16 protein-coding genes and 1 pseudogene are annotated in these 18646 nt (G+C 73.7%); 10 read left to right on the top strand and 7 right to left on the bottom strand.

The window, feature by feature from the left end; genetic code table 11:
• Window positions 1-17: 17 nt before the first annotated feature.
• From ACZ3IG_RS20980 to ACZ3IG_RS20955, 6 genes are all read left to right on the top strand, one after another.
• Window positions 18-986: an ABC transporter permease gene (locus ACZ3IG_RS20980; protein WP_467433887.1), complete on the top strand. Its 969-nt coding sequence runs from the start codon at window positions 18-20 to the stop codon at window positions 984-986.
• Window positions 976-1857, top strand: coding sequence for an ABC transporter permease (locus tag ACZ3IG_RS20975; RefSeq protein WP_467433886.1), 882 nt, complete (start codon window positions 976-978; stop codon window positions 1855-1857). The genes ACZ3IG_RS20980 and ACZ3IG_RS20975 overlap by 11 nt, the downstream gene beginning before the upstream one ends.
• Window positions 1854-2870: an ABC transporter ATP-binding protein gene (locus ACZ3IG_RS20970; protein ID WP_467433885.1), complete on the top strand. Its 1017-nt coding sequence runs from the start codon at window positions 1854-1856 to the stop codon at window positions 2868-2870. The genes ACZ3IG_RS20975 and ACZ3IG_RS20970 overlap by 4 nt, the downstream gene beginning before the upstream one ends.
• Window positions 2863-3576: an ABC transporter ATP-binding protein gene (locus ACZ3IG_RS20965; RefSeq protein WP_467433884.1), complete on the top strand. Its 714-nt coding sequence runs from the start codon at window positions 2863-2865 to the stop codon at window positions 3574-3576. The genes ACZ3IG_RS20970 and ACZ3IG_RS20965 overlap by 8 nt, the downstream gene beginning before the upstream one ends.
• A 139-nt stretch (window positions 3577-3715) precedes the next feature.
• Window positions 3716-7603 (top strand): glycoside hydrolase family 2 TIM barrel-domain containing protein, encoded by a 3888-nt coding sequence (locus ACZ3IG_RS20960; protein ID WP_467433882.1) that lies wholly within the window; start codon window positions 3716-3718, stop codon window positions 7601-7603.
• Between the two features lie 44 nt (window positions 7604-7647).
• Window positions 7648-8508 carry a DUF72 domain-containing protein gene (locus ACZ3IG_RS20955; protein ID WP_467433881.1) on the top strand — a complete coding sequence of 287 codons (861 nt, stop codon included), beginning with the start codon at window positions 7648-7650 and terminating at the stop codon, window positions 8506-8508.
• Here the strand turns inward: ACZ3IG_RS20955 and ACZ3IG_RS20950 are convergent.
• On the bottom strand, window positions 8483-8848 hold the full coding sequence (locus tag ACZ3IG_RS20950) for an ArsR/SmtB family transcription factor (RefSeq protein WP_403543865.1): 366 nt from the start codon (window positions 8846-8848) through the stop codon (window positions 8483-8485). The two genes, ACZ3IG_RS20955 and ACZ3IG_RS20950, sit on opposite strands and share 26 nt — an antisense overlap.
• Window positions 8849-8936: 88 nt before the next feature.
• On the opposite strand from ACZ3IG_RS20950, the gene ACZ3IG_RS20945 reads away from it, so the two are divergent.
• Genes ACZ3IG_RS20945 through ACZ3IG_RS20935 form a run of 3 tightly spaced genes read left to right on the top strand, consistent with a single transcriptional unit; the run spans window position 8937 to window position 12900 of the window.
• The gene (locus tag ACZ3IG_RS20945; protein ID WP_467434075.1) at window positions 8937-10865 is read left to right on the top strand and encodes a heavy metal translocating P-type ATPase; all 1929 of its coding nucleotides are present in this window, start codon (window positions 8937-8939) and stop codon (window positions 10863-10865) included.
• A gap of 55 nt (window positions 10866-10920) precedes the next feature.
• Window positions 10921-12405, top strand: coding sequence for an AlkA N-terminal domain-containing protein (locus ACZ3IG_RS20940; RefSeq protein ID WP_467433880.1), 1485 nt, complete (start codon window positions 10921-10923; stop codon window positions 12403-12405).
• A gap of 9 nt (window positions 12406-12414) precedes the next feature.
• The gene (locus tag ACZ3IG_RS20935; protein ID WP_467433879.1) at window positions 12415-12900 is read left to right on the top strand and encodes a methylated-DNA--[protein]-cysteine S-methyltransferase; all 486 of its coding nucleotides are present in this window, start codon (window positions 12415-12417) and stop codon (window positions 12898-12900) included.
• Window positions 12901-12935: 35 nt separating this feature from the next.
• Here ACZ3IG_RS20935 and ACZ3IG_RS20930 read toward each other — a convergent pair.
• Both ACZ3IG_RS20930 and ACZ3IG_RS20925 read right to left on the bottom strand, forming a co-directional pair.
• Window positions 12936-13120, bottom strand: a pseudogene (locus tag ACZ3IG_RS20930) (NAD-dependent deacetylase); the annotation flags it as partial.
• 258 nt (window positions 13121-13378) lie between these two features.
• The gene (locus tag ACZ3IG_RS20925; protein ID WP_467433877.1) at window positions 13379-13873 is read right to left on the bottom strand and encodes an NUDIX domain-containing protein; all 495 of its coding nucleotides are present in this window, start codon (window positions 13871-13873) and stop codon (window positions 13379-13381) included.
• 136 nt (window positions 13874-14009) lie between these two features.
• On the opposite strand from ACZ3IG_RS20925, the gene ACZ3IG_RS20920 reads away from it, so the two are divergent.
• Window positions 14010-15146 carry a glycerate kinase gene (locus ACZ3IG_RS20920; protein ID WP_467434073.1) on the top strand — a complete coding sequence of 379 codons (1137 nt, stop codon included), beginning with the start codon at window positions 14010-14012 and terminating at the stop codon, window positions 15144-15146.
• A gap of 96 nt (window positions 15147-15242) precedes the next feature.
• On the opposite strand, the gene pssA is transcribed toward ACZ3IG_RS20920, so the two are convergent.
• The 4 genes from pssA to ACZ3IG_RS20900 form a co-directional block, all read right to left on the bottom strand.
• The gene (gene pssA / locus ACZ3IG_RS20915; protein WP_215167229.1) at window positions 15243-16025 is read right to left on the bottom strand and encodes a CDP-diacylglycerol--serine O-phosphatidyltransferase; all 783 of its coding nucleotides are present in this window, start codon (window positions 16023-16025) and stop codon (window positions 15243-15245) included.
• Between the two features lie 70 nt (window positions 16026-16095).
• Entirely contained in the window at window positions 16096-16752 is a 657-nt protein-coding gene (locus ACZ3IG_RS20910) for a phosphatidylserine decarboxylase (RefSeq protein ID WP_403543869.1), read from the bottom strand.
• A gap of 173 nt (window positions 16753-16925) precedes the next feature.
• Complete coding sequence (locus tag ACZ3IG_RS20905; RefSeq protein WP_467433876.1) at window positions 16926-18131, bottom strand: acyl-CoA dehydrogenase family protein; 1206 nt, start codon at window positions 18129-18131, stop codon at window positions 16926-16928.
• A 4-nt stretch (window positions 18132-18135) separates the two neighbouring features.
• Entirely contained in the window at window positions 18136-18642 is a 507-nt protein-coding gene (locus ACZ3IG_RS20900; RefSeq protein WP_467433875.1) for a MaoC family dehydratase, read from the bottom strand.
• Window positions 18643-18646 lie beyond the last annotated feature (4 nt).

Here is an 18646-nt window from a genome sequence, read left to right as displayed (position 1 = left end):
CGCTCCCCTGGGGAGCGATGGCACGGCTGACGGGACGGCGGGCGCTGTCCGCCGTCCCCGTCCTGGCCGTCGTCACCTTCGGCGTGTTCGCCATCGCCGCCGCCTCCCCGTTCGACCCCGTCAAGGCGTACGCCGGCACCGCCGCGCTCGGTGCCGACCAGGAGACCCTGGACCGGCTGCGCGCCAACCTCGGCGTGGACGAGCCGTTCGTCACCCGCTGGTGGCACTGGCTGACCGACGCGCTCTCCGGCGACCTCGGCCACTCCAGCGTGCTGCGGCAGCCGGTGGCCCAGGTCATCGGCGAACGCCTGGCCTGGTCCGCGCTGCTGTGCGCGGTCGCCTTCACCGCCGCCGTCCTCGCCGGCACCCTGCTCGGCGTCCTGGCCGCCCGCCGCCCCGGCTCCCTCCTCGACCGGGCGGTGACCTCCCTCGCGTACGCCCTGGAGGCGGCCCCGGTCTTCTGGACCGCGCTGCTCGCCGTCTGGCTGTTCGCCCTCCAGTGGGACCTCCTCCCGGCGGGCGGCCTCACCGACACCGCCAGCGAACAGGTCACCTTCGGCCAGGTCGCGAGCCACGTCGTCCTGCCCGCCGCGGTCCTCGCCGTCTCCCAACTCCCCTGGTTCACCCTCTACGTCCGTCAGGGCGTCGGCGACGCCCTCGCGGAGGACCCGGTGCGCGGCGCCCGCGCCCGCGGTCTCGGCGAAGGCACCGTCCTGCTCGGCCACGCGCTGCGCTCCGGACTGCTGCCGGTGCTCACCCTGATCGGCTCCCGCGTCCCCGAACTCATCACCGGCGCCCTGCTGGTGGAGACCGTCTTCAGCTGGCCCGGCATCGCCGCGGCCACCGTCGAGGCGGCCACCGCCGTCGACTTCCCGCTGCTCGCCGCGCTCACCACCCTCGCCACCGCCGCCGTCCTCGCCGGAAACCTCCTCGCCGACCTGCTCTACGGACTCTTCGACCCGAGGGTGAAGCTCAGTGACATGTGACGCCCCCGCCCCGCAGCAGTGGCGGTCCCACGGCACGGCCCGCCGCTCCACCCGCGCCCTGCGCCTGCGCGTCTCGGCCGGCCTGCTGGCCCTGACCGTCCTCGCCGTACTGCTCGTACCGCCGTTCGTCCGGCTCGACCAGCAGGCCGTCGACCTCGCCGCCAAGCTCCTGCCACCGAGCGCCGCCCACCCCTTCGGCACCGACGACGTCGGCCGCGACCTGCTGCTGCGCTGCGTGTACGGGCTGCGCGTCTCGCTGCTGGTGGGGGTGGCCGCGGCGCTGACCGCGACGGTCGTCGGCACCGCGGTGGGCGCCGCGGCCGGGGCGCTGGGCGGCTGGTTCGACCGCGCGCTGATGCGGGTGGTCGACGCGTTCTCCTCCGTACCCCACCTGCTGCTCGGCGTGTTCATCGTGGCCATGTTCCGGCCGGGGGTGTGGCCCGTGGTCGTCTCCGTGGCGGCCACCCACTGGCTGTCCACCGCCCGCATCGTCCGCGCCGAGGTGCTCTCCCTGCGCTCGCGCCCGTACATCGACGCGGCCGTCTCCGGGGGCGCCTCCCGGTGGCGGGTGACGGTACGGCACCTGCTGCCCGGCGTGCTGCCGCAGGCCGCGCTGGCCGCCGTACTGATGGTGCCGCACGCCATGTGGCACGAGTCGGCGCTGTCCTTCCTCGGGCTCGGTCTGCCCACCCACATGGCGAGCCTCGGCAACCTGATCCAGCAGGCCCGCGGTTCGCTGCTCGCCGGGCAGTGGTGGCCCACCCTCTTCCCGGGGCTGTTCATCATCGTCCCCACCCTCGCCGTCGCGGGCCTCGCCGGGGCTTGGCGGGAGCGGATCAACCCCCGGCGGCGATCGGAGCTGATGCTGTGAACGGGCGTCCCCCTGTGCTGGCGGTCCGCGGCCTGTCCGTCCGCTTCCTGATGCCGGGCGGGCGGCGGATCGCCGCCGTCACCGACGTCCGCTTCGACGTGGCGGCCGGTGAGTGCCTGGCCCTGATCGGCGAGAGCGGCTGTGGCAAGTCGGTGCTGGCCTCCGCCCTGCTGGGCCTGCTCCCCGGCAACGCGCAGACCGCCGGCTCGGCCCTCCTCGGCGACCTGGACCTGCTCACCGCGGACGAGCGGACCCTCGCCCGCACCGTACGGGGCCGCAGGATCGGCCTGGTCCCGCAGAGCCCGGCCGCCCACCTCACCCCCGTGCGCACCGTCCGCTCCCACCTCGCGGAGACCGTCGCCGCCCTCACCGGCCCGCGGGGCCGCGCCGCCCTGCGCGCCGCCGCCGAGGAGGCCGCCGCCCGCGCCGCGTTCCCCGCCGGCCACCTCGACCGCCACCCGCACGAACTCTCCGGCGGCCTCGCCCAGCGCGCCGCCACCGCCCTCGCCCTGGTCGGCGACGCGCCCCTGCTGCTCGCCGACGAACCGACCACCGGACTCGACCGGGACCTGGTGGACCGCACCGTCGACGAACTGCGCCGCCACGTCGACGCGGACGGAGGCCCGGACGGGGACGCGCAGGGGGAGGGCCGGGCCCTGCTGATGATCACCCACGACCTGGCGGCCGCCGAACGCATCGCCGACCGGGTCGCCGTCATGTACGCCGGACGCATCGTCGAACTCGCCGACGCGGACGCCTTCTTCGGCACCCCCGGCCCCCGCCACCCCTACAGCCGGGGCCTGCTCCAGGCCCTGCCCGACCGCGCGTTCACCCCCGTTCCCGGCCTGCCCCCGGAACTCGGCGACCTGCCCGCCGGCTGTGCCTTCGCCCCGCGCTGCGCCCGCGCCACCGACGCCTGCGGCACGCTGCCGCCGCTGTCCGGCACGGTCGCCTGCCACCACCCGCATTCCCACCCGCACACCACCGCCGACCCGGAGGCCGCCCGTGCTTGAACTGCGCGCCGTCACCGCCGGATACACCCGGGGCGCCCCCGTCCTGCGGGACGTCTCCCTGACCGTCGCGCCGGGCGAGGCGGTCGGCCTGCTGGGCCCCAGCGGCTGCGGCAAGTCGACCCTCGCCCGGGTCGCCGCCCTGCTGCACCGCCCCGACGCCGGCACCGTCGTCGTCGACGGCGAGCCGGTACGCCGCTGGCGGCACCGCGCGCCGCGCGAGGTGCGCACCGCCTTCGGCGTCGTCTTCCAGCAGGCCCGGCTCTCCGCCGACCCCCGGCTGCGGCTGGCCGACCTGATCGCCGAACCGCTGCGCGCCACCGGCCGCCGCGAGGGCCTGGCCGCCCGGGTCGCCGAACTGGCCGCCACGGTCGGCCTCACCGGCGACCTGCTGGGCCGCCGCCCGCACGAGGTCAGCGACGGCCAGCTCCAGCGGGCCTGCCTGGCCCGCGCCCTGGTGCTGCGCCCGCGCTGGCTGGTGTGCGACGAGATGACCGCCATGCTGGACGCGTCCACCACCGCCGCGCTGGTCGCGGTGGTCGAGGAGTACCGCGCCGCCACCGGGGCGGGCCTGCTGGCCGTGGGCCACGACCGGGTGCTGCTGGAGCGCTGGTGCGACCGCACGGTCGACTGGGGACGGCCGGCCGGGCAGTCGACGGAACAGGGCCCTCCTTCCCCAGGACCGCACAAAGCCCGACGGGGTGATTGATTCGATTGTGTTCGGGTCCTAGGGTGACCGTGTTTCAGTAGTCGCTCCCTCACCGGCAGTTGCCGGGCACCACCCCCGTAACCGCCGTTAGCGCACCGTGCGTTGAGCCGCCCACCGAACCCCACGGAAGGCCACGGTCATGCCGCACCCGTCCCTCTCCTCCGTCGTGCCCCCGGTCGTCAGCCGCCGCCGTCTCCTGGAGGGCGGCGCCGCCGTCCTCGGCGCGCTCGCCCTGTCCGTACCGCCCGCCAGGGCCCGTGCGGCGGCGGCCTCCGACGGCCCCCCGCAGTGGAACGACTTCGGTGTCTTCCGGCTCGGCACCGAGCCGCCGCACACCACGCTCATGCCGTACGCGGACGTCCGCCAGGCACTGGCCGCCGACCGCACCGACTCCCCGTACCGCCTCTCCCTCGACGGTACCTGGAAGTTCGCCTACGCCGACCGCCCCGAGGACCGGGACGCCGACTTCCACCGCACCGACCTCGACGACGGCGACTGGGACACCATCCCGGTCCCCTCCGTCTGGCAGCTGCACGGGCACGACCGCCCGATCTACCTGAACATCACCTATCCCTACTGGGGACCCAACGGCCTGGGGGAGGAGCCGCAGCCCCCCACCGCCCCCACCCGCCGCAACCCCGTCGGCCAGTACCGCCGCACCTTCACCGTCCCCCGCGACTGGGACGGCCGCCGCACCTTCCTCCACTTCGAGGGCGTCAAGTCCGCGCACTACGTGTGGATCAACGGCGAACTGGCCGGATACGACGAGGACTCCTACACCCCGTCCGAGTACGACATCACCGACCACCTCAAGCCCGGCACCAACCAGATCGCCGTCGAGGTCTACCGCTACGCCGACGGCGACTGGCTGGAGGACCAGGACATGATCCGGCTGAGCGGCATCTTCCGCTCGGTCTACCTCTACTCCACCCCCGCCGTGCACCTGCGCGACTTCCGCCTCGACACCCCGCTGGACGACACGTACACCGACGCCGAACTCGCCGTCACCGCACAGGTCCGGGCGTACGGCGGCGACGGCACCGGCCGGTACACCGTCGAGACCCAGCTGTACGACGCCCGCGGCCACGCCGTCTGGTCCCGCCCCCTCCAGGCCGGCGCCGACCTCGGCACGGTGAGCGCCGGTGAGGACGTCACCGTACGCGCCACCAGGGCCGTACCGGCGCCGAAGCTGTGGTCGGCCGAGCAGCCGTACCTCTACACGGCCGTGCTGCGCCTGCGCGACCCCGCCGGAAAGGTGACCGAGACCCTCTCGCACCGGGTCGGTTTCCGGGAGTTCGCGCTCAAGGACGGCCTGATGCGCGTCAACGGCAAGCCGGTCTCCCTGCGCGGCACCAACCGCCACGAGATGCACCCGGACCGCGGCACCGCCCTCAGCCGCGAGGACCTGGTGAACGACATCACGCTCATCAAGCGGCTCAACATGAACAGCGTCCGCACCTCGCACTACCCGAACAACCCGCTGTGGTACGAACTCGCCGACGAGTACGGCCTCTACCTCGTCGACGAGACCAACCTGGAGACCCACGCCATCCGCGACGAGTACCCCGGCGACCACCCCGAGTGGACCGCGGCGTGCGTGGCCCGCGCCCAGAACATGGTGCACCGCGACAAGAACCACCCCTCGGTGGTGATCTGGTCGCTGGGCAACGAGGCCGGCACCGGCTCCACCTTCACCGCCATGCACGACTGGATCCGCTCCTACGACAGCACCCGCGTCATCCAGTACGAGGGCGACGACCGCCCGGGGATCAGCGACATCCGCTCCGAGATGTACGACACCCCCCAGCGGGTCGAGCAGCGGGCGAAGGACACCTCCGACACCCGGCCGTACGTGATGATCGAGTACGCCCACTCGATGGGCAACTCCACCGGCAACTTCAAGAAGTACTGGGACGTCGTCCGCCGCTACGACGTGCTCCAGGGCGGCTGGATCTGGGACTTCGTGGACCAGTCCCTGGCCTGGCCGGTGCCCGCCCGCGTCCTGCTGCGGGAGACCGGCCCCGCCGGGCTGCGCGGCGAGATCATCAACCCCAGCGGCTCCTTCGACCGGGACGAGGGCCTGTCCGGCGGCACGCTCTTCGCCCGCGACGAGAGCCTGGACCTCACCGGTTCCCTCACCCTGGAGGCCTGGGTCACCCCGCGCTTCCTCGGCTACCACCAGCCGATCGTGGCCAAGGGCGACACCCAGTACGCCCTGAAGCAGAACAACCGGAACCTGGAGTTCTTCATCCACTCCGGCGGACAGTGGGTCACCGCGAACTGGGCGCTGCCGGACGACTGGACCGGCCGCGAGCACCACGTCGCCGGTGTCTTCGACGCCGACGCGGGCACCCTGACCCTCTACGCCGACGGCGTGGCCAGAGCCGTCCGCACCACCACCCGGCGCCCCGAGGTGAACACCGCGCCGCTCGCCCTGGCGACCGACGCCGACAACCAGACCCGCGAGTTCAGCGGCACGATCCGCGCCGCCCGTGTGTACGCCCGCGCCCTCACCGCCGCCGAACTGGCCGACGAGGGCCGCGGCAGCGACGACGACGGCGTGCGCTTCTGGTTCGACGCCGCCGAGGTCCGCAAGGAGGAGAAGCGGCCCGGGGAGAAGACCTTCTTCGCGTACGGCGGCGACTGGGGCGACAACCCCAACGACGGCGCCTTCGTCGCCGACGGCATCGTCCTGGCCGACCGCGGCCACACCGGCAAGGCCGCCGAGGTCAAGCGCGTCTACCAGGCGATCGACGTACGGCAGCGCTCCGGCGGCCCCGGCGCGGTGACCCTGGTCAACGAGTACCTCTTCACCGACCTGCGGGAGTTCGACGGCCGGTGGGAACTGGTCGCCGACGGCGCGGTGGTACGGCGCGGGCGGCTGACCCGCGACCAGCTGGCCGTGGCACCACTGTCCGGCAAGGACATCACCCTGCCCGTACGGCTGCCGGCCGACCCGGCGCCCGGCACCGAGTTCTTCCTCCAGGTCTCCTTCACCACCAAGGAGTCCGCCCCCTGGGCGAAGGCCGGCTTCGAGGTGGCCCGCGTCCAGCTCCCCCTCGACGCGGACGCCCCGGCCGTGACCCCCGTGCCGCTGGACCGGGTCCCGGCCCTGGAGCTGGACGAGGACGACGAGGAGATCACCGTCGACGGCGAGGACTTCACCGTCACCGTCGACCGGAGCAGCGGCACCATCACCTCGTACCGGGCGCGCGGCATCCGGCTGCTCACCTCCGGGCCGGTGCCCAACTTCTGGCGGGCGCCCACCGACAACGACCTCGGCAACGGCCAGCACACCCGCAACCGGACCTGGCGGGACGCGGGCGCCCGGCGGAAGGTCACCGACGTCGCCGTGCGGCGGCTCGGGGCGGACCGGGCCGTCGAGATCAAGGTCAGCGGCACGCTGCCGACCACGGTGGAGTCGTCGTACACCACCACCTACACGGTCTTCGGCAACGGCGAGATCAAGGTCGACCACACCCTGCACCCCGGCGCCGCGAACCTGCCGTACATCCCCGAGGTCGGCAGCCTGCTCTTCCTGCCGCGCGGCCTGGACCGGCTGCACTGGTACGGGCGCGGCCCCGAGGAGAACCACTGGGACCGCAACACCGGCACCGACGTCGGCCTGTACTCCGGGACCGTCGCCGAGCAGTGGTCCGGCTACATCCGCCCGCAGGAGAACGGCAACAAGACCGACGTCCGCTGGGTGGCGCTCACCGACCGGCGCGGCGCCGGGCTGCTGGCCTCGGGCGAACCCCTGCTGGAGGTCAACGCCTCGCGCTTCACCCCGGAGGACCTGTCGACGGGCGTGCGGCACGACTACCAGCTCACCCCGAGGGACGCGGTCGTGCTCCGCCTGAACCACCGGCAGATGGGCGTCGGCGGGGACAACAGCTGGGGCGCGCACACCCACGACGAGTTCAAGCTGTTCGCCGACCGGGACTACTCCTACACCTACCGGCTGCGCCCGATCACCGACGTGAAGGAGGCGATGACCGCCGCGCGGCGTCCCACCGCCGCCGAATAGCCGACGGCGCATGAGGCCGGGGGAGTCCGGGCAACCGGGCTCCCATGGGTGAGGTAAGGGTCGGCGCGTGTTCCTGGACGGACCGGCAGCTCGTCGCGAGCGGCTGGTACCCGCGCGGGCGGCGGGACGCCGAGGGGCGCCTCAGGCACTACGCCTCCCGGCTGCCCGTCGTCGAAGTGGACGCCGGATACTACGCGTTGCCCAGCCGCCGCAACAGCGAGCTGTGGCTGGAGCGCACCCCCGAGGGCTTCCGCTTCGACGTCAAGGCGTTCTCGCTGCTGACCGGGCACCCCACCCGGGCCGCGTCCCTCCCCGCCGACCTGCGGGGGGCCGAGCGGGGCCCGGCGCTCCTCGACGAGGTGTGGCGCAGGTTCGCGTACGCGGTCGGACCGCTGCGCGAGGCCGGGCGGCTCGGCGCCGTGCTGTTCCAGTTCCCGCCCTGGTTCGCGCCGGGCGGCGGCGCGGAGGAGACGCTCGAAGCCTGTGCCCGGCGCACGGCGGGCTGGCCGCTCGCCGTGGAGTTCCGGCACCCGGACTGGTGGGCCCCGGACCGGGCCGACGCCACCGCCGCGCTGCTCGCCGGCCTCGGCGCGAGCGCGGTGGGCGTCGACATGGCGCCGGGCCTGCCCGGATCGCTGCCGCCGGTCGTGCCGGTCACCCACCGCCCGCTGGCCGTCGTACGGTTCCACGGCCGCAGCCCGGCCTGGGGGAGGGGCAGCAAGGAGGACCGCTTCCGGTACGGCTACGACGTGGCCGAACTCGCCGCGTGGGTGCCCCGGCTGCGGCGCGCGGCCCGGCACACGGACGAGCTGCACGTGCTGTTCAACAACTGCTGCGGGGACGCGGCCGTACGGGCCGCCGAGACGATGCGGGGGCTGCTCAGCGCTCCGGACCGGTGTCGCTGATCCCCAGCCGCAGGTGCTCCACGTGGAAGACGGCCTGGTCCAGGAGTTCGGCGACGTGGTCGTCGTGCAGCGCGTAGACCACCGACCGGCCGCGCCGCTCGCCCACCACCAGGCCCAGGTTGCGCAGCAGCCGCAGCTGGTGCGAGCAGGCCGACTGCTCCATGCCGACCTGCGCCGCCAGCTCGGTCGCGGGCAGCGGGCCTTCGCGCAGCCGGGCCAGGATCAGCAGCCGGGAGGGGGTGGACAGGGCCTGGAGCGTGGTGGCGACCTTGGCGACATTGTCCGCGTCCAGACGCACGCGTGCGGTCTCCTGCGTGGTGCTGGCGGCTCCGTGACCCATGCGGCCATCCTACGCACCGCCCGGGAACACCCATACGCATGAACGAATGAATGGATGAACGAATGAATGAGTCTTCATGCGTTCCTGTATGGTGTGCGGCGTGTCCACCACCCTTGCCCCCACCGCGCCCGCGACGACGCCCCGCCGGCCGGCGCCCGGCCGCCGCACCCGCGTGCTGGCCCTGCCCGAGGCCCGCTGGGCGCTTGTCTCCCTGCTCGCGTTCCTGCTCGCCCTCACCCTCGACCTGACCGGGGTCACCGCCTGGGCGTACGGCCCGCTGTACGCCCTCGCCTACGCCGCCGGCGGCTGGGAGCCCGCCCTGGAGGGCCTGCGCGCGCTGCGCGAGAAGACCCTCGACGTCGACCTGCTGATGATCGTCGCGGCGCTCGGCGCGGCCTCCATCGGCCAGGTGCTCGACGGCGCCCTGCTGATCGTCATCTTCGCCACCTCCGGCGCCCTGGAGGCGCTGGCCACCGCCCGCACCGCCGACTCCGTGCGCGGCCTGCTCGACCTCGCGCCCACCACCGCGACCCGGGTGACCGGGGACCGCGAGGAGACCGTCGCCACCGCCGACCTGGCCGTCGGCGACGTCCTCCTGGTCCGGCCGGGCGAGCGGATCGGCGCCGACGGCACGGTCGTCGGCGGCGAGGGCGAGGTCGACCAGGCCACCATCACCGGCGAGTCGCTCCCGGTCCTGAAGACCCCCGGCGACGACGTCTTCGCCGGCACCCTCAACGGCACCGGCGCCCTGCGCGTCCGCGTCGGCCGCGACCCGGCCGACTCGGTGATCGCCCGCATCGTCGCCCTGGTCGAGGAGGCGTCCCGCACCAAGGCGCCGACCCAGCTGTTCATCGAGAAGATCGAGCAGCGCTACGCGGTCGGCGTGGTCGTCGCCACCCTCGCGGTCTTCGGCATCCCGCTCGCCTTCGGCGCCGGCCTCACCGACGCCCTGCTGCGTGCCATGACCTTCATGATCGTCGCCTCGCCCTGCGCGGTGGTCCTCGCCACCATGCCGCCGCTGCTGTCCGCCATCGCCAACGCCGGCCGGCACGGCGTCCTGGTGAAGTCGGCGGTCGCGATGGAACGGCTCGGCGAGGTCGACACCGCCGCCCTGGACAAGACCGGCACCCTCACCGAGGGCGCCCCCGAGGTCACCGCCGTACGCCCGCTGCCCGGCTCCGAGCTCGACGAGGACGCCCTGCTCGCGCTGGCCGCCGCGGCCGAACTGCCCAGCGAGCACCCCCTGGGCCGCGCCGTGGTCGCCGCCGCCCGCGCCCGCGGCCTCGCCCCGGCCGCCGCCGAGGAGTTCACCGCCGCCCCCGGCCGCGGGGTGACGGCGACCGTCGAGGGGAGCGTGGTGACCGTCGGCCGGGCCGGCACCGCCGCCGACGACGCCACCACCGTCCAGGTCGCCCGCGACGGCACCCCCGTCGGCACCCTCGTCCTCACCGACCGGCTGCGCCCCGACGCCGCCGGGGCCACCGCCGCGCTCACCGCCCTCAACGGCACCGCCCCCACCCTCCTGACCGGCGACAACGCCCGCGCCGCCGCCCGCGTCGCCGAGGCCACCGGCCTCACCGACGTCCGCGCCGACCTGTTCCCCGAGGACAAGGTCGCCGCCGTACGGGAGCTGGAGGGCGCGGGCCGCAAGGTGCTGTTCGTCGGGGACGGCGTCAACGACGCTCCCGCCCTGGCCGCCGCCCACGCCGGCGTCGCCATGGGCCGCGCGGGCTCCGACCTCGCGCTGGAAACGGCGGACGCGGTCGTCGTCCGCGACGAGCTGAGCGCCGTACCCGCCGTCGTCCGCCTCTCCCGCACCGCCCGCCGGCTGGTCCTCCAGAACCTCGTGATCGCGGGCACCTTCATCACCGTCCTGGTGCTGTGGGACCTGATCGGCCACCTGCCGCTGCCGCTCGGCGTCGCCGGCCACGAGGGCTCGACCGTGCTGGTCGGCCTGAACGGGCTGCGGCTGCTGCGCGAGTCCGCCTGGCGATCCGGGACCGCGCAGGAAGCGTGAGCACGATGTCGGATTCCCGCCAGAAGCGCCGGGCGCGGTGGACGATGCTGGACCCATGCAGATGGGGATGCACACCGACACCGAGCGCTGCGTGCGCGCTGTCCGGTCCAAGGACGCCCGGTTCGACGGCTGGTTCTTCACGGCCGTCCTGACCACCGGCATCTACTGCCGGCCGAGCTGCCCGGTGGTGCCGCCCAAGCCGGAGAACATGGTGTTCCACCCGAGCGCGGCGGCCTGCCAGCAGGCGGGCTTCCGGGCCTGCAAGCGCTGCCGCCCCGACACCACCCCCGGCTCCCCGGAGTGGAACCAGCGGGCCGACCTCACCGCCCGCGCCATGCGGCTGATCGCCGACGGGGTGGTCGACCGCGAGGGCGTGCCCGGCCTCGCCGCCCGGCTCGGCTACAGCACCCGGCAGATCGAACGCCAGCTGCTGGCCGAGCTGGGCGCGGGCCCCCTCGCCCTGGCCCGCGCCCAGCGCGCGCAGACCGCCCGGCTGCTGATCGAGACGACCCGGCTGCCGATGGCCGAGGTCGCCTTCGCGGCCGGCTTCTCCTCCGTGCGCACCTTCAACGACACCGTCCGCGAGGTCTTCGCCCTCACCCCCGGCGAGCTGCGCACCCGCGCCCCGAAGACCGGCGCCGCCGGCGCTCCGGGCGGCGCCCTCGCCCTGCGCCTGCCGTTCCGCGCGCCGTTCAACCCGGACAACGTCTTCGGCCACCTCGCCGCGACCGCCGTCCCCGGCGTGGAGGAGTGGAGGCAGGGCGCGTACCGCCGCACCCTGCGCCTGCCCTACGGTCACGGCATCGTGTCCCTCACCCCCACCCCCGACCACATCGCCTGCCGCCTCGTCCTCAGCGACCTGCGCGACCTGCCCGTCGCCATCAGCCGCTGCCGCCGGCTGCTCGACCTGGACGCCGACCCGGCCGCCGTCGACGGCCATCTGCGCACCGACCCGGTCCTGGCGCCCCTCGTCGACAAGGCGCCCGGGCGCCGCGTCCCGCGCACCGTCGACGAGGCCGAGTTCGCCGTCCGCGCCGTCCTGGGCCAGCAGGTCTCCACGGCCGCCGCCCGCACCCACGCCGCCCGCCTGGTCACCGCCCACGGCGACCCGGTCGACGACCCCGAGGGCGCTCTGACCCACCTGTTCCCCACCCCCGAGGCACTGGCGACGGTGGACCCCGCCACCCTCGCCATGCCCCGCACCCGCCGGGCGACCCTCACCACCCTGGTCCGCCACCTCGCCGACGGCTCCCTCGCCCTCGGCGTGGACAGCGACTGGCCGGCCACCCGCGCCCGCCTCCTCGCCCTCCCCGGCTTCGGCCCCTGGACCGCCGACGTCATCGCCCTGCGCGCCCTCGGCGACCCCGACGCCTTCCTCCCCACCGACCTCGGCATCCGCCGCGCCGCCCGGTCCCTCGGCCTGCCCTCGACCCCGGCCGCCCTCACCGCCCGCGCGGCCGGGTGGCGGCCCTGGCGGGCGTACGCCGTCCAGTACCTGTGGGCCACCGACGACCACCCCATCAACTTCCTGCCCGTGTGAGGACCCGGCATGAACCGACACCACACCGTCACCGACAGCCCCTACGGCCCGCTCACCCTGGTCGCCGAGGACGGCGTCCTGTGCGGCCTCTACATGACCGACCAGCGCCACCGCCCGCCCCAGGAGACCTTCGGCCCCCGCGACGACACCCCCTTCGGCGCCGCCCTCGACCAGCTGACCGCCTACTTCGCGGGCGAGCTGCGCGCATTCACCCTCCCCCTGCGCCTGAACGGCACACCCTTCCAGCGCACCGTCTGGGACCACCTGCGCGCCATCCCCTACGGCGAGACCCGCACCTACGGCGAACTCGCCGCCGCCCTCGGCAACCCGGCCGCCTCCCGCGCGGTCGGCCTCGCCAACGGCCGCAACCCGATCGGCGTCATCGTCCCCTGCCACCGCGTCATCGGCGCGAGCGGCGGCCTCACCGGGTACGGCGGCGGCCTGGAACGCAAGCGGCGGCTGCTGGACTTCGAGCGGGGGGCGGCGCTCTTCTAGGGCCTGTCGTTCGCGTCAGGTCGCAGGGCATCGGCGGCGACGAACACCTGGCAGGCCTGGGCGACGGACGCCGCCTCACCCGGCACCACGGGGCCGGCCGCTCACCGAACATCACCGTCGCCGGCTCCAGCACACCCCCGCGCTCCCGGCACGGCGGATCGTCCTCCCCGGCCGCCACCCGCGCGAGGGCGTCCTCCATCGGCCCCCGCACCCGGCACCCCGGCCCGCTCCGGCTCGCCCACCGCCCGGTGCGCGGCGTCGGGCCGGGCCCCGAGCGCTCCGCGGCCGGTGGAGACGCCCGCTCCGGTGAGCGGCGCGACGAGGGGCTCGCCGGTCATGGGGCCGACGGCAGGGCCGCCCGTCCGGCCGGGGCGAACGGATCACGGGGCGCGACGGGACCGGGCGGCAGTCGAGCTGACGGTGCTGCCAGGGACGGACGCCCGCCGGGTCCCACCGTCCGGCCGCCGCCCGCCGGGGCTCACCGGTCCACTCGCCGCCCGTTCTCCAGCTCCGCCGTCCCCGAGCCCTCCGCCAGGACGTCCAGCGCGGCCAGGACCCGGCCGTGCGTGGCGCCGAGCAGGAAGCCGGACAGCTCCTCGCGCGGGACGAGGCGCCAGGACAGCAGCTCCTCCTCCTGGAGGCGGATGGCCTTGAGGTCCTCCTCGGAGAGGATCCCCCCGTCGTAGAGGTACGCCACCACCGGCGGCCGGCCCGTGCCCCGCACCCAGTCCACCGCGAGCAGCCGGCCCGGGGTGGCGTCGAGGCCGATCTCCTCGGCCGTCTCCCGGCGGGCGCCCTCGCGGGGGGTCTCCCCGTCGTCGGACTCGATGGTGCCGCCCGGAAGCGCCCACCCCTCGCGGTAGTTGGGCTCGACCAGCAGTACCCGGCCCTCGGCGTCCCGGAACAGGGCGGCGGCGCCGGCCAGGACGCGCGGGAGGCCGGCGATGTACGTGGCGTAATCCGAAGTGGTCATCCCCCGCAGGGTATCGGCCGGGCATGACGCCGGGGGCGCGGTCCGGTTAAGGTCACACCGGCGCGACTGCCTTGACGTGCGCGGACGTGCGCAAGGCCCGGAAGAGCAAGGGGAGACCAAGGTGGCTGACGCTGTTGTGGACGGGACCCGGCGGGTCCTCGTGGCCGCGGACAAGTTCAAGGGGTCGCTGACGGCCGTACAGGTCGCCGAGCGGGTGACGGCCGGGCTGCGCCGCGTCGTGCCGGACGTGCGGGTGGAGGCGCTGCCGGTCGCCGACGGCGGCGACGGCACGGTGGCCGCCGCCGTCGCGGCCGGGTTCGAACGCCGGGCGACACGGGTCGCCGGGCCGCTGGGCGCCGAGGTGACGGCGGCGTTCGCGCTGCGCGACGGCACGGCGGTCGTGGAGATGGCGGAGGCGAGCGGGCTGCAGCGGCTGCCGGCCGGGGTCTTCGCGCCGCTGTCGGCGTCGACGTACGGCTCCGGGGAACTGCTGCGGGCCGCGCTGGACGCGGGCGCGCGCACGATCGTGTTCGGGGTCGGCGGCAGCGCGACCACGGACGGCGGCGCCGGGATGCTGTCGGCGCTGGGCGCGCGGTTCCTGGACGAGGCGGGGGAGCCCGTGGCGCCGGGCGGCGGCGGGCTCGCCGAGGTGGCCTCGGCCGACCTGTCCGGTCTCGACCCGCGGCTGTCCTCCGTGGAACTGGTCCTCGCCAGCGACGTCGACAATCCGCTGACCGGCCCGAAGGGCGCCCCGGCCGTCTACGGGCCGCAGAAGGGGGCCTCGCCGGACGACGTGGAGACGCTGGACGCGGCCCTCGCGCGCTTCGTGACGGTGCTGGAGGGCGCGGTGGGCGCGCGGGCCGCCGAGTACGCCGCCGCGCCGGGCGCGGGTGCCGCGGGCGGCATCGGCTACGGCGCTCTGCTGCTCGGGGCGCGGTTCCGGCCCGGCATCGAGGTGATGCTCGACGTCCTCGGCTTCGCGCCGGCCCTGGAACGGGCCGAGCTGGTGATCACCGGGGAGGGGTCGCTGGACGAGCAGACCCTGCACGGGAAGGCGCCGGCGGGTGTCGCGGCCGCGGCGCGGGCCGCGGGGCGCGAGGTCGTCGCGGTGTGCGGGCGGCTGGCGCTGGCGCCGGAGGCGCTGGGGCGGGCGGGGATCAGGCGGGCGTACGCCCTGACGGAGGTCGAGCCGGACGTGGCCAGGTGCATCTCCGATGCCGGGCCGATCCTGGAACGGGTCGCGGAGCGGATAGCCCGGGACTTCCTGAGCTAGGACTCCTGGGGCGGAGCCCGGCGAGGCCGGCACCGACGCCGGGCACAGGAAAGGGGGCCTTGGACCGAACCCGGTCCAAGGCCCCCTCGAACGCCGCTACGGCAGTTGCGCCGCCCGCGCCTCGCGCCGGTTGTCGCGGAAGTTGTTCACCCGCCGGGCCGTCGCGAACAGCGGGATCACCGCGCCCATGACCAGCTGCAGCGCGCAGCCCGTCTGGAGCAGCAGCTGCCCGCTCGGCGCGTCGAACGCCCATGCGGCCAGCAGCCCCATCGACAGCACGATCCACGACAGCATCGCCACCGCGAGACGTCCCCGCGGCTTGGGGTACTCCACCCGGCTCACCATCAGCCAGGCCGTCCCGACGATCGCCAGCACGGTCGCCACGAACGGCAGCTCGAGCAGCACGATCGACACGACCGTCAGCGCCCCGAACGGCGACGGCATCCCCTGGAAGGTGCCGTCCTTCACCGTCACGCACGAGAATCGGGCGAGCCTGAGCACCACCGCCAGCAGCACCACGATCGCCCCGACCGCCGCCAGCCGCTGGTGCGCGTCGTCCGCGACCATGCCGTAGACGAGGACGAAGTACGCGGGCGCGAGGCCGAAGCTGATCAGGTCGGAGAGGTTGTCCAGCTCCGCGCCCATCGGCGAGGACCGCAGCTTGCGCGCCACCAGGCCGTCGAACAGGTCGAAGACCGCGGCGCACAGCATCAGGATCACGGCGGTGGCGGCGCTGTGCCGCGCCATGCCGGTCTCCTGGCTGCCCTGGAGGTGCGGGATCAGGATGCCGGTGGTGGTGAAGTACACCGCCATGAACCCGCACGTGGCGTTGCCGAGGGTGAGGGTGTCCGCTATCGACAGGCGCAGTGAGAGCGGCATCTCCTCCTCTTCGAACACCTCGTCGACCTCGTCGGCGGCCTCCGGCACCCAGCCGGCCTTGGTATCAGGATCAATCACGGTCAATGCGAGTCACCCCAGCCACGGTCTTCTGACCGACCTCGACCGCCACCTCCACACCTTCCGGCAGGTAGAGGTCGACGCGGGAGCCGAAGCGGATCAGGCCGATCCGCTCGCCCTGCTCGACCTTGGTGCCCTGCGGCACGTAGGGGACGATGCGGCGGGCCACCGCGCCGGCGATCTGGACCATCTCGATGTCGCCCAGCTCGGTGTCGAAGTGCCAGACGACCCGCTCGTTGTTCTCGCTCTCCTTGTTGAAAGCGGGGACGAAGCCGCCGGGCACGTGCTCGACCGAGGTCACGGCGCCGGACAGCGGGGCCCGGTTCACGTGCACGTTGAGCGGGCTCATGAAGATCGCGACGCGGGTCCGGCCGTCCTTCCACGGCATGATGCTCTGCACCACGCCGTCGGCGGGCGAGATGACCCGGCCCTGGGCGATCTCGCGCTCGGGGTCGCGGAAGAACCACAGCATCCCCGCCGCGAGCGCGGTGGCGGGGACGGCGACGGCCTTGGCGGCACCCGAGCGGCGGGCGCGGACCAGGCTGACGGCCGCGGTCGCGACGGTCGGCAGGAGCCACGGCGATGCTCCGCGCGCGAGGCGTACGCCGGCGAGGCTGTCGCGAGGTGCAGAGGTTTGGCTGTGGGGCATGGATGACCTTCGTAGCGGATGATGCCGCGCTTCGGAAACGGGGGACGGCGGCTTTCTCGCGATCGTAGCGGGTACGCGCCACAACTGGGTAAGGCAGGAAACCGAGTCGGAGGCCGAAGAACGCCTACGGGGTGTGATCTTCTTCTCCAAGAAAACACCCCGTATCCGGACATCTAGCCCTGGAGTCTGTACTCCTCCAGCAGCCTGCGACCGATGATCATTTTCTGAATCTCGGCGGTGCCTTCACCGATCAGCAGCATCGGCGCCTCCCGGTAGAGGCGCTCGATCTCGTACTCCTTGGAGAAGCCGTACCCGCCGTGGATCCGGAAGGCGTCCTCCACGACCTCTTTGCAGTACTCGGACGCGAGGTACTTGGCCATCCCCGCCTCCAGGTCGTTTCGTTCGCCGGAGTCCTTTTTGCGCGCGGCGTTCACCATCATCGCATGAGCGGCCTCCACCTTGGTGGCCATCTCCGCGAGCTTGAACTGAATGGCCTGGTGCTGGGCGATCTGCCGGCCGAAGGTGTGACGCTGCTGGGCGTAGTGGACGCCGAGCTCGAAGGCGCGCTGGGCGACGCCGCAGCCCCGGGCGGCGACGTTGACACGGCCGACCTCCACACCGTCCATCATTTGGTAAAAACCTCGGCCGGTGGTGCCGCCGAGCACCCGATCGGCCGGAATGCGCAGTCCGTCCATGATCAGCTCGGTGGTGTCGACGCCCTTGTAGCCCATCTTGTCGATCTTCCCGGGGATGGTGAGACCGGGGCGGACCTCGCCGAACCCGGGTTCCTTCTCCACCAGGAAGGTCGTCATCGACTTGTGCGGGGCGGTGCCCTCCGGGTGACCCTCGTCACTCCGTACGAGTACGGCCACCAGGGACGACGTACCGCCATTGGTCAGCCACATCTTCTGCCCGGTGAGCACGTACTCGTCGCCGTCCCGCACCGCCTTCGACGTGATCGCCGACACGTCCGAGCCGAGCGCCGGCTCCGACATCGAGAAGGCGCCCCGGATGTCGCCGGCGGCCATCCGGGGCAGGAAGTGGTCCTTCTGCTCCTGGGTGCCGTGCTGTTTGAGCAGGTACGCCACGATGAAGTGGGTGTTGATGATGCCGGACACCGACATCCAGCCGCGGGCGATCTCCTCGACGCACAGCGCGTACGTCAGGAGGGACTCGCCCAGGCCGCCGTACTCCTCGGGGATCATCAGCCCGAACAGGCCCAGTTCCCGCAGCCCGTCGACGATGGCCTGCGGGTACTCGTCGCGGTGCTCCAGCTCGGTGGCGACCGGGAGGATCTCCTTGTCGACGAAGTCCCGGACGGTGGAGACGATCTCCGTCTGGACCTCGGTGAGGCCGTGGGTCTGGGCGAGGCGTGCCATCGGGTCAGCCCTCCTGGAGTTCGGGACGGCCCGGCTGCTCGCCGCCGCGCGCCTTGACGTACGTCTCGGTGGGCACCATGACCTTGCGGCGGAACACGCACACCAGGGTGCCGTCCTGCTTGTAGCCCTTGGTCTCCACGTGCACGATCCCGCGGTCGTCCTTGGACTTCGAGGGCCACTTGTCCAGCACGGTCGTCTCGCCGTAGACCGTGTCGCCGTGGAAGGTGGGCGCCACGTGCTTCAGCGACTCGATCTCCAGGTTGGCGATGGCCTTGCCGGAGACGTCCGGGACGGACATGCCGAGCAGGAGTGAGTAGACGTAGTTGCCCACCACCACGTTCCTGCCGAAGTCGGTGGTGCTCTCGGCGTAGTTGGCGTCCAGGTGGAGCGGGTGGTGGTTCATGGTGAGGAGACAGAAGAGGTGGTCGTCGTACTCGGTGACCGTCTTGCCGGGCCAGTGCTTGTAGACCGCCCCGACCTCGAACTCCTCGTAGGTGCGTCCGAACCGCATCGCC

This window comes from Streptomyces sp. NPDC016677, assembly GCF_055562815.1.
Note: the sequence above shows the minus strand (reverse complement) of the source record. Positions and strands in the feature narration are given on the sequence as shown.

Excerpts from the sequence above, each read along its gene's own strand:
- ACZ3IG_RS20940 (WP_467433880.1), top strand. The coding sequence starts at position 10,921 with ATGCAGATGGGGATGCACACCGACACCGAGCGCTGCGTGCGCGCTGTC.
- ACZ3IG_RS20910 (WP_403543869.1), bottom strand. The coding sequence starts at position 16,752 with ATGCCCCACAGCCAAACCTCTGCACCTCGCGACAGCCTCGCCGGCGTA.
- ACZ3IG_RS20900 (WP_467433875.1), bottom strand. The coding sequence starts at position 18,642 with ATGCGGTTCGGACGCACCTACGAGGAGTTCGAGGTCGGGGCGGTCTAC.
- ACZ3IG_RS20950 (WP_403543865.1), bottom strand. The coding sequence starts at position 8,848 with ATGGGTCACGGAGCCGCCAGCACCACGCAGGAGACCGCACGCGTGCGT.
- ACZ3IG_RS20960 (WP_467433882.1), top strand. The coding sequence starts at position 3,716 with ATGCCGCACCCGTCCCTCTCCTCCGTCGTGCCCCCGGTCGTCAGCCGC.
- ACZ3IG_RS20905 (WP_467433876.1), bottom strand. The coding sequence starts at position 18,131 with ATGGCACGCCTCGCCCAGACCCACGGCCTCACCGAGGTCCAGACGGAG.
- ACZ3IG_RS20935 (WP_467433879.1), top strand. The coding sequence starts at position 12,415 with ATGAACCGACACCACACCGTCACCGACAGCCCCTACGGCCCGCTCACC.
- ACZ3IG_RS20955 (WP_467433881.1), top strand. The coding sequence starts at position 7,648 with ATGGGTGAGGTAAGGGTCGGCGCGTGTTCCTGGACGGACCGGCAGCTC.
- ACZ3IG_RS20925 (WP_467433877.1), bottom strand. The coding sequence starts at position 13,873 with ATGACCACTTCGGATTACGCCACGTACATCGCCGGCCTCCCGCGCGTC.
- ACZ3IG_RS20980 (WP_467433887.1), top strand. The coding sequence starts at position 18 with ATGGCACGGCTGACGGGACGGCGGGCGCTGTCCGCCGTCCCCGTCCTG.
- pssA (WP_215167229.1), bottom strand. The coding sequence starts at position 16,025 with ATGCCGCTCTCACTGCGCCTGTCGATAGCGGACACCCTCACCCTCGGC.
- ACZ3IG_RS20945 (WP_467434075.1), top strand. The coding sequence starts at position 8,937 with ATGGTGTGCGGCGTGTCCACCACCCTTGCCCCCACCGCGCCCGCGACG.